The sequence below is a fragment of the Methylosinus sp. LW4 genome (assembly GCF_000379125.1).
In the GTDB taxonomy this organism is placed as follows: Bacteria; Pseudomonadota; Alphaproteobacteria; order Rhizobiales; family Beijerinckiaceae; genus Methylosinus.
Map to the genome: position 1 here is coordinate 2,577,092 of NZ_KB900626.1, position 9,452 is coordinate 2,586,543.

10 protein-coding genes are annotated in these 9,452 nt (G+C 67.3%); 5 read left to right on the forward strand and 5 right to left on the reverse strand.

Features of this window, described 5'->3' with window-relative positions:
* The first annotated feature begins 86 nt into the window (after positions 1-86).
* On the forward strand, positions 87-419 hold the full coding sequence (gene hspQ / locus METLW4_RS0112975; RefSeq protein WP_026191479.1) for a heat shock protein HspQ: 333 nt from the start codon (positions 87-89) through the stop codon (positions 417-419).
* Between the two features lie 339 nt (positions 420-758).
* Here the strand turns inward: hspQ and METLW4_RS0112980 are convergent, their stop codons facing one another.
* Entirely contained in the window at positions 759-1,487 is a 729-nt protein-coding gene (locus METLW4_RS0112980; protein ID WP_018266645.1) for an invasion associated locus B family protein, read from the reverse strand.
* A 310-nt stretch (positions 1,488-1,797) separates the two neighbouring features.
* On the opposite strand from METLW4_RS0112980, the gene METLW4_RS0112985 reads away from it, so the two are divergent.
* Complete coding sequence (locus METLW4_RS0112985; RefSeq protein WP_018266646.1) at positions 1,798-3,618, forward strand: extracellular solute-binding protein; 1,821 nt, start codon at positions 1,798-1,800, stop codon at positions 3,616-3,618.
* Entirely contained in the window at positions 3,615-4,643 is a 1,029-nt protein-coding gene (locus METLW4_RS0112990; RefSeq protein WP_198290215.1) for an AMP-dependent synthetase, read from the forward strand. Before METLW4_RS0112985 ends, METLW4_RS0112990 begins: the two co-directional genes overlap by 4 nt.
* Here METLW4_RS0112990 and METLW4_RS0112995 read toward each other — a convergent pair.
* From METLW4_RS0112995 to METLW4_RS0113005, 3 genes are all read right to left on the reverse strand, one after another.
* The gene (locus tag METLW4_RS0112995) at positions 4,637-5,065 is read right to left on the reverse strand and encodes a DUF1810 domain-containing protein (RefSeq protein WP_018266648.1); all 429 of its coding nucleotides are present in this window, start codon (positions 5,063-5,065) and stop codon (positions 4,637-4,639) included. The two genes, METLW4_RS0112990 and METLW4_RS0112995, sit on opposite strands and share 7 nt — an antisense overlap.
* Before the next feature lie 157 nt (positions 5,066-5,222).
* Positions 5,223-6,284 (reverse strand): quinone-dependent dihydroorotate dehydrogenase, encoded by a 1,062-nt coding sequence (locus tag METLW4_RS0113000; protein WP_018266649.1) that lies wholly within the window; start codon positions 6,282-6,284, stop codon positions 5,223-5,225.
* The gene (locus METLW4_RS0113005) at positions 6,281-6,625 is read right to left on the reverse strand and encodes a DUF952 domain-containing protein (protein ID WP_026191480.1); all 345 of its coding nucleotides are present in this window, start codon (positions 6,623-6,625) and stop codon (positions 6,281-6,283) included. The genes METLW4_RS0113000 and METLW4_RS0113005 overlap by 4 nt, the downstream gene beginning before the upstream one ends.
* Before the next feature lie 204 nt (positions 6,626-6,829).
* Between METLW4_RS0113005 and METLW4_RS0113010 the strand changes: the two genes are divergently transcribed.
* Together METLW4_RS0113010 and METLW4_RS0113015 are read left to right on the forward strand one after the other, a co-directional pair.
* Positions 6,830-8,059: a multidrug effflux MFS transporter gene (locus METLW4_RS0113010; RefSeq protein WP_026191481.1), complete on the forward strand. Its 1,230-nt coding sequence runs from the start codon at positions 6,830-6,832 to the stop codon at positions 8,057-8,059.
* Positions 8,056-8,340: a hypothetical protein gene (locus tag METLW4_RS0113015; protein WP_018266652.1), complete on the forward strand. Its 285-nt coding sequence runs from the start codon at positions 8,056-8,058 to the stop codon at positions 8,338-8,340. Before METLW4_RS0113010 ends, METLW4_RS0113015 begins: the two co-directional genes overlap by 4 nt.
* 94 nt (positions 8,341-8,434) lie before the next feature.
* Here the strand turns inward: METLW4_RS0113015 and METLW4_RS0113020 are convergent, their stop codons facing one another.
* Complete coding sequence (locus METLW4_RS0113020; RefSeq protein WP_018266653.1) at positions 8,435-9,409, reverse strand: bifunctional riboflavin kinase/FAD synthetase; 975 nt, start codon at positions 9,407-9,409, stop codon at positions 8,435-8,437.
* Positions 9,410-9,452: the final 43 nt, after the last annotated feature.

Consider the following 9,452-nt stretch of genomic DNA (forward strand, 5'->3'; position numbering starts at 1 on the left):
CGCCCGCGCTTTACAGCGTTGACGCCAATGGCGGCGCTGCGCTACCGTTTCCTCCGGTATGCAGCGTAACAATGGCGTCGATCGATATGACGAGAGAATGTAGCGCCAAATTCACGATCGGGCAGGTCGTCAAGCACCGTCGCTATCCGTTTCGCGGCGTGATCTACGATGTCGATCCCGAATTCGCCAATACGGAAGAATGGTGGCTGTCCATTCCCGAGGAAGTCCGGCCGCGCAAGGACCAGCCCTTCTACCATTTGTTCGCCGAAAATTCCGAGACGGAATATGTCGCCTATGTCTCGGAGCAGAATCTCCTGCCCGACAATTCCGGCGATCCGGTGCGTCATCCGCAGGTCGAGGAGACCTTCGAGCGCGCCTCCGACGGCTATTATCGCGTGAAGTCGGCCAAGCGGCACTGAGACGGCCGCTAGAGCCTTTTCCTGTCCCATTGAAACAGGAAAAGGCTCTAGACTTTGTTTTGACGCGCTTCCAACGCCGAACCGGCGTCCACTTCGACTGGAAACGCTCTAGAAGCGTCGATGCTCTGAATTCCCGGTCGGGCCGACGGCCCGCCGGGCGTGACGGCGTCATCTCGAATGCGAACCCACTCCGTCATTGCGAGCGAAGCGAAGCAATCCAGAGCCGCGGGGCGGCCCCTGGATTGTGTGTCGTCGCTGCGCTCCTCGAATGACGGCCGAGGGGACGAGGCCCGGCGCTCGCCCCCATCGGGAGGATCGAAACGCCGGCGCCTGCGAATGTCACTTCCCGGCGGGCGCGGCCGGCTTCTGCTGGCTCTCGAGCTTCTTGCGCTCTTCGTCGGCCTTCTTCTGCAGCTCGTCCTGCAGCTTCTTCTGCTGCTCCTCGAGGACCTTGGGGTCGACGGGCGGGCCGTCGAAGGACTTGCCGAAGCCCGTCAGCGGCAGCAGGAAGGTCACTTCATTGTTGACCTGATTCTTGACCACAATGGTCATCTTGTCGGCCTTCTTCATCTGGTCGATGAGCGCCGCCTTGACCTTCGCCTGAGCGAAGCAGCCATTGGGGAAGCAGATCTCGAACTCGCCGGCGTCCAGCGCGCCGGCGCCGACGGCGAAGCGGAAGCCCGGCTTCAGCAGCAGGCCCGGCGGCAGCAGCAGGCGGATGATCTTGGTGTCCTCGCCCTTGGGGTCATAGACGGCGAGCGCCAGCAACGGCTGATCGGCCTGAGCGCCGAAATCGCGCGTCGTGTAGCAGATTTCCTTCTTCGTCTGCTGATCCGCGCCGCAGACCTTGGTCCACTCGGGCTGCACGGGGACGAGATCGGCCTTGATCGGCCCTTGCGGAGCCTGCTGCTGCGCCGCGGGGGCGGCCGACTGAGCCGGAGCGGCGGGGGCGGGAGCCGGCGCCGCAGGCCTGGGAGCCGGCTTCTGCTGAGCCTGCGCCACGCCCGCCGAAACGAGGAGAGCCCCCGTCAGAACCGCAGCGACGATCCGCGGAAATTGAATTGGCATAAGTCGTCCTTTCGAGTAGTGCACGATCGAGTGGGCGCACGGGGCGTCATTCGCGCGAGGAAAGAGCCTCTTACCTCCCCGTCCTCGGTCTTCGCCCTGGGACGGGGCGAAAGGTAGACGGCTAGCCTCATACAAAATCGACGCGCCGAATTCCAGCGGCCTGCGCGAGCCTCGAGCGAGACCGCCCCGCGCCGGGCGGCGAGACGCCCAAGCCTGCGCAGCCCTCGTATTTCCAAGAACATATGTGAATACCCCGAGTCCGTCCAAGACGTCTTGTCCCGGTCCACCCGCCCTGGAATATGGTCTGCCCATGACGATTCGAGCGATTCGCGCCGCAATTCTCGCCACGCTTTTCCCCTTGTTCTTCGCAGGGGCGCAAGGCGCGAGCGCCCTCGCCGCCGAGAGCCACGGCCTCGCAATGCATGGCGAGCCGGCTCTCCCGGCCGATTTCGACCATTTGCCCTATGCCGATCCGCAGGCGAAACAGGGCGGACGGCTGCGAATCGGCCTGCAGGGCGCCTTCGACAGCCTCAATCCGTTCAACCTCAAAGCCGGCTCGACCGCGCAAGGGCTCGAGGGCAATGTCATTCAGCGGCTGATGGCGCGCTCGCTCGACGAGCCCTTCACCGTCTATGGCGTGCTGGCGCGCTCGATCGAGGTCGATGATTCGCGCGAGCATGTGACCTTTCGTCTCGATCCGCGCGCCCGCTTCTCCGATGGCGCGCCGCTCACCTCGGCGGATGTGCGCTTCTCCTTCGATCTGCTGAAGGCCAAGGGCCGTCCGCAGCAGCGCAGCGCCTATGGGCTGGTCAAGCGCGTCGAGACGCCGGACGCGCAGACGATCAGCTTCGACCTCACCGGCGCCAATGATCGCGAGCTGCCGCTGATCCTCGGCTTTCTGCCCGTGCTGCCGAAGCACGCCACCGATATCGAGCATTTCACCGACGCCACGCTGAAGCCGCCGATCGGCTCCGGCCCCTATGTGGTCGAGGAGGTGGAGCCCGGCGCGCGGCTCGTGCTGAAGCGCGACCCCGCCTATTGGGGCAAGGACCTGCCCATGCAGCGCGGGCTCTACAATTTCGATCAGATCGACGTGAATTATTTCCGCGACGCCAATTCGCTGTTCGAGGCCTTCAAGGCCGGCGTCGTCGATTATCGCGAGGAGTCCAACACGACGCGCTGGGCCAGCGGCTATGATTTCCCCGCCGTGCGCGACGGGCGCGTCGCCGTGGAGACTCTGCCGAGCCCCGGCCCCAAGGGCATGGAAGGCTTCGTCTTCAACACGCGCCGGCCCATGTTCCAGGACGCGCGGCTGCGCGAGGCGCTGGGCCTGATGTTCGATTTCGAATGGATCAACGCCAATCTCTATTCCGGCCTCTACACGCGCACCAAGAGCTTCTTCGACGAATCGGAGCTCGCCTCCACCGGCCGCCCGGCCAGCGAGGCGGAGCGCGCTCTGCTCGCCCCCTTCCCCGGCGCCGTGCGCGAGGACATTCTGGAAGGGCGCTGGCGCCCGCCCGTGCATGACGGCAGCGGCCGCGACCGCGAGCCCGCCCGCCGCGCGCTGGAGCTGCTCGGCGAGGCCGGCTACAAGCTCGTCGACAATCGGCTGGTGAAGAATGGCGATCCACTCTCCTTCGAGATCATGGTCGCCAATCGCGATCAGGAGCGTCTGGCGCTGTTCTTCGCCTCCTCGCTGCAGCGCATCGGCGTCGCCGCGAGCGTGCGCCTCGTCGACGAGGTGCAATATCAGCGTCGCCGCCAGAAGTTCGAATTCGACGTGATGTTCGGCACCTGGACCGCCTCCGCCTCGCCCGGCAATGAGCAGCGGATGCGCTGGGGCTCCGCAAGCGCCGCGCAAGAAGGCTCCTATAATCTCGCGGGAGCCTCCTCTCCGGCGATAGACGCGCTCATCGCAGCGCTGCTGTCCGCGCGCGGGCGCGAGGATTTCATCGCCGCCGTGCGCGCCTACGACCGCGCGCTTCTCTCCGGTTTCTACATCGTGCCGCTCTATCACTCCTCGACGCAATGGATCGCTCACTCGACGAAAATCGCGAGGCCGTCGAAATTGCCCCGCTACTCTCCCTTGTTTGGCGCCACGCTCGAGACGTGGTGGAGGACGGAGCCGTGACGCTCGCCGACAGCTCCGGCCGCGCGCTTTCGCGCGCGCATCCGCTGACCATGTTCGGCCTCGACGCGCTGATCGCCGGCGCGGCGCGGCTGCGCCCCATGCGCCTCGCCGCCGCCGACGCCTCGACCGGCGCGGCGATCGACCACGCCGAGCTCGACCGCCGCGTCGCCGCCTTTCGCGCCGATCTGCGCAGCTTCGATTTTCTGCCCGGCGAGCGCATCATTCTCTTCGCCGCGCCGAGCAGCGCGACGCTGATCGCGCTCATCGGAATCATCTCCGCCGGCCTCGAGCCGGTGGCGGCGCCGCTCGGCCTCTCGGTCGGCGCTCTGGCGGCCGGCGCGCGCGCCGTCGCGGCCGCGGCGCTCATCGCGCCGGCCTCGATCGGCGGCGAGAGCCTCGAGGAGCTGGTCTTCGGCGTCGCCGCGCAAGCGCCTTCGATAAGGCTCATCGGCTCGCTCGACGGAACCATAGACGGCGCCGTCGATTTCGGTCCGCGCTCGCGCAGCGAGAATGACTCTTCCGCCTCGACGCGCTCCGCGCCCGGCAAAAAAGTGCTGATCGGCGCGCTGGACCAATATGGCGCGCCGCATTTCCTCGAGCAGGCGGGGCTCGTCTCCGGCGGCCTCGGCCTCATCGCCAAAGCGCATGTCAATGGCTCGGCGCCGCTGCTGTCGCTGGTCTCGCCGGGCACGATCGGCGGCCTCGTCGCCGGGCCGCTCGCCGCGCTGCTCTCCGGCGCCGCGCTGCATTTCCTCGCGCCTTTCGACGCCGCCGATTTCCTCGCGACGCTCGACGCGCTCGGCCCTCTGCGCCTCGTCGCGCCGCGCGCGGCGCTGGCCGATCTCGACGCGGCCGGCCTGCTGACGAGCGGCGCGCTGCTCGCCTGCATCGCCGTCCATCGCGCCGGCGAGGATGAGCCCGCCTTCGAGCCCTCGCACCCTTATTCCTGCCCGATCATCGAGATCGGCGCGGACGGCGCCCTGCGCGCTCCTCCGCGCCCAGTCCCGGGCCGCGCCGCCTATTGAGCGAGGCGGCGCAGTGTCGCCGCATCCGGCGCGCCGCCGCAGCAGCGCGCGATCGCTTCGGCGAACAGCGTCTCCTGCGGCGCCCCTTCGGCGAAGAGCGTCATAGAGGATTTGAATTTGAGATCGTCAGGCGCGCCGAAAATCTCGGCGAGCGGACGCTCCGCGGCGAGAACGAGACGCGTGCAGGCGCGCAGCCTCTCCCCCAAAATCTCATGTGCGAGAAACGCGCGCGCCTCCGCCGCCGAGCTGATCGCATAGCGCTTCGCCATGGCGCTGGAGCCCAGCCCCTCGAGCTGCGGAAAGACGAACCACATCCAATGCGTTCGCTTGCGCCCGGCGGCGAGCTCCGCCATCGCCATCTCGATGACGGGAGCCTGCGCCTCGACGAAACGGCGTAGATCGAAGGGATCGTCGTCCGACATGCTTCGCCTCCGTCAGCGCGGGAAGGCCCCCTCCCCGACCCTCCCCCGCTATCGCGGGAGAGGGAGCAGATTCCGCCCGTTATCAAAATTACGCGAAACGCCGCCGCCTTCCCTCTCCCGCGAATAGCGGGGGAGGGTGAGGGAGGGGGCGCTCCCATTATTTCGCGCGCGCCCGCCGTCCGACGAGCGCCGCCAGCGTCACGCCCTCGCGCTCCAGCGTCTCCAAAATCCCGCTCTTGATGCGCCCCACCAGCCCCGGCCCCTCATAGACCAGCGCGCTATAGAGCTGCACCAGGCTCGCCCCGGCCTCGATCTTGGCGAGCGCCGCAGCGGCCGAATCGACGCCGCCGACGCCGATGAGCGGAAACTGCCCTTCGACGCGCAGAAACGTCTCGGCGAGCATTTTCGTCGAGAGATCGAAGAGCGGCGCGCCCGAGAGCCCGCCCGCCTCCTTCGCGAAAGGCGAAGCCAAAGTCTCCGGCCGCGCCAACGTCGTGTTGGAGACGATCATCCCGTCGATCTCGCGGGAGCGCGCGACGCTCACCACGTCGTCGAGCTGCTCGAGCGAGAGATCCGGCGCGATCTTCAACAATACGGGCCGTCGCCGCCTGGCCCGCTCGCGCGCCGAGAGCACGCGCGCCAACAGCTCCGAGAGCGCGGTCTTCTCCTGCAGGTCACGCAGGCCCGGCGTGTTGGGCGAGGAGACATTGACGGTGAAATAGCTCGCCAGCTCGGAGAAGGCCGCAATGCCGCGCTCATAATCGGCGATGCGGTCGGCGGCGTCCTTATTGGCGCCGATGTTGACGCCGACGATTCCGCCGCGCGAGCGCCGGACGAGCAGCCGCTCATAGGCGAGCGTATGGCCGACATTGTTGAAGCCATAGCGATTGACGATGCCGCGATCCTCGGGCAGCCGAAACACGCGCGGACGCGCGTTGCCGGCCTGCGGCTTGGGCGTCAGCGTGCCGACCTCGGCGAAGCCGAAGCCCATGGCCAGCATGGCGTCGGGAACCTCGGCGTTTTTGTCGAAGCCGGCGGCGAGGCCGATCGGATTGGGAAAATCGAGGCCGAAGGCGCTGACCGCGAGGCGCGGATCGTCGCGCGGCGGCTTCGGCGCCGGCATCAGCTGCAGAGCGGCGATCGTCGCCTGATGCGCCGTCTCCGGCGGCAGGCGGCGGAACAGCGCGGTGGCGAGATCGCCGAAAAAAACCTCGATCATTCGACGAGCCCCGCGAAATCATGGCCGCCATCCGCGCGCATCGGCAAAGCCGCGACCTTCGCGACGCGCGCGACCGGCAGCGTTCCGTAGAGATGGGGGAAGAGATCGCCGCCGCGCGAGGGCTCCCACTTCAGCGCATCGCCGAGAGGCTCGGCTTCCACGGCGACGAGCAGAAGATCGGCGACGCCATTGAAATAACGCGCGGCCGTCTCCTCGACCTGCGCGCGCGTCGAGAAATGAATATAGCCGTCGGCAAGATCGATCCCGGCGCCCGCGAAAACGCCCGCCGCCTCGGCCTCACGCCAGAGGGAAGCGGGGAGAAGCTTGTAGATGAGGGTCATGGCGGAGAGATAGCAGGCGTTCGGGGCTCCGTGGTAGGGGGCTCGAATGAAAGGCTTGACCACCGCCGATATAAAGATATATCTTAGATCGATCTAAATAGGGACGATCCGTCATCTTCAACCTTCGGCTCGATCCACTCCTCGAGCCTTCGAGCTCGGCGCGAACGCTTAACGAGCGCCTGGCGAACAGGTGAAACGCCACTCATGCGAGACACGTCTTCCAGGCGCATCGCGCCTATACTCGGAGCCCTCGGCGCTCTGGGACCACTGTCGATCGATATGTATCTGCCGGCCATGCCGCAGATCGCGGCGAATCTGAATGTCGGCGAAGGACAGGTGCAATTCAGCCTCATGTCCTTCTTCGCCGGCCTCATGATCGGCCAGCTCTTCTACGGCCCGATCTCCGACTCCGTCGGCCGCAAGCCGGTCATTTACGCCGGACTCCTGCTGTTCATCGTCGGCTCCATCGGCAGCATCACCGCCGGGACGGCCGAGCAGCTCGCCGCTTGGCGCTTCATCCATGGGCTCGGCGGCTCGGCCGGCATGGTGATGGGCCTCGCCATCGTGCGCGACCTGTACACGGGGCAGACGGCCGCCAAGCTCATCGCGATGATGATGCTCGTCCTCGGCGTCGCGCCGATACTCGCGCCTCTGTTGGGCTCGGCGATCATCGCCGTCGCGCCATGGCAGGCTCTGTTCGGCGCGCTCGCGCTGTTCGGCGTCGCCGGTCTCGTCCTCGTGTGGATCGCCTTGCCGGAGACCCGCATGGAAGAGCTTCGCGCCGCCAGCCGCCCGCTCGACGCCGTGCGAAATTACGCGCATCTTCTCGCCAGCCGCCGCTTTCTCCCTTATGTGGCGGTGGCGGCGTTCGCGCAGGCCGGATTTTTCGCCTATCTCGCCGGCTCTTCCTTCGTCTTCATTTCGCTGCACGGACTGACGCCCGCCGCCTATAGCGCCGTCTTCGCCGTCAACTCCATCGGCCTGATCGCGGCCGCTCAGACCGTGCCGCACCTGATGGGCCGCTTTCGGCCGCAAACGATCGTGCGCGCTTCCGTCGCGGTCTATGCCGCGACGGCCGTCTCGCTGGCGGCGGTCGATATGGCCGGCGGCGCGAGTCTCGGCATGCTCGCCGCCTCGCTCTTCGTCATCATCGCCGCCAGGGCTATCGTCATGCCCGTCTGCAGCGTCATGGCGCTGGAATCCTATGGCGCGATCTCCGGCACGGCCTCGGCGCTGCTGGGGGCGCTGCAATTCGGCGCCGGAACATTCGCCTCCTTCATTGTCGGCGCGACAGCCAATGGCGCGGCTCTGCCGATGATCGCCGCTATCGCCGTTTGCGGAGTCGCCGCATGCGTCTTGGCGTTCGCCGCCTTTCCGAAGACGCCTTCCGCTCTCTCGCAGGAGCGCCATCGCCAGCCTGCATCGGCCCCATGACCCCCGCCCAATTCCACGCCTCCCTCGCCGCAGAGACGCCCCCCGCCCTCTCGCCGCCGCTGCTCGCGCTGTGGAAGAACGCCAAGGGCGATAGGGACGGCGCGCATAAATGCGTCGACAGCTCCGGCGCGGCGGACGCCATGTGGGTGCACGCCTTTCTGCATCGCACGGAAGACGACCTCGGCAACGCCGGCTATTGGTACGCCCGCGCCGGCAAGCCGGCGGCGACCGGCGCGCTCGAAGAGGAATTCGAAGCGATTCTCGCCGCTCTGCTCGGGTGATCGGCCTCGATGCGATGCGAGCCTGAAGGCTCGCGGTCCAGGACGCGCATCGGACCGCGAGCCTTCAGGCTCGCTTCTCCGTCCGCGTTGTGGCTCAACCTCTCGCGGCCAGAATCTCTCGCGCCGTCGCCGCGTCCTCGCGCATTTGCGCGGTGAGCGCGTCGAGCGAGGGGAATTTCGCCTCGCCGCGGATGAAGCCGATGAAGGCCACCTCCACCGTCTTGCCATAGAGATCGCCGTCGAAATCGAAGACGAAGACCTCGAGCAGCGGCGCGCCCTCCGCCTCCACCGTCGGCCGGCGGCCGAAATTGGCGACGCCTTCGCGCAGCGCGCCGTCCACTTCCAGCGTCACCGCGTAAATGCCGTGGCGCAGCTTGCTGGACGGGTCGAGCGCAATATTGGCGGTCGGAAAGCCGAGCGTGCGGCCGAGCTGCCGGCCGCGGGTGACGACGCCCTCGACGAAATAGGGATGGCCGAGCAGCTTGGTCGCCAGCGCGACATCGCCGGCGGCGAGCGCCTCGCGCGTCGCGGTGGAGGAGACGGCCTCGAGGCTGCCGGCCTCGTCCTGCGTGATTCGCGGCACGATCTCCACGGCGAAGCCGAGGCGCTCGCCTTCGGCGCGCAGAAATTCGGGATTGCCGGCGCGCTTGGCGCCGAAGCAGAAATCATAGCCCGCCACCGCCGCCGAGACGCCGAGCCTCTTGTGGAGAATCTCCTCGGTGAACTCTCGCGGCGGACGCGCAGCGAAGTCCTTGTCGAAGGTGAGGATCACCATGCCGTCGAGGCCGAGACGGGCGAGCAGCGCGGCCTTGGCGTCGGGCGGGGTGAGCCGGAATATGATCGATTTTCCGGCGAAGCAATCGGCCGGATGCGGCTCGAAAGTGAGCAGCGCGCAAGGCTTGCCGAGCTTTTGCGCCAGAGCCTGCGCATGGGCGATGACGCCGCGATGGCCGCGATGCAGGCCGTCGAAATTGCCGATGGCGACGACGGCCCCCTCGAGCCCCGGCGGCGGGGCGAGCGGATCGCGGGCGACGATGAAGGGATGCGCGGAAGGCAAGGCGGCGTCCAAGGCTTTGTGCGGTGCAGGAGCCGGCTCACTTTGGTTCGGATGG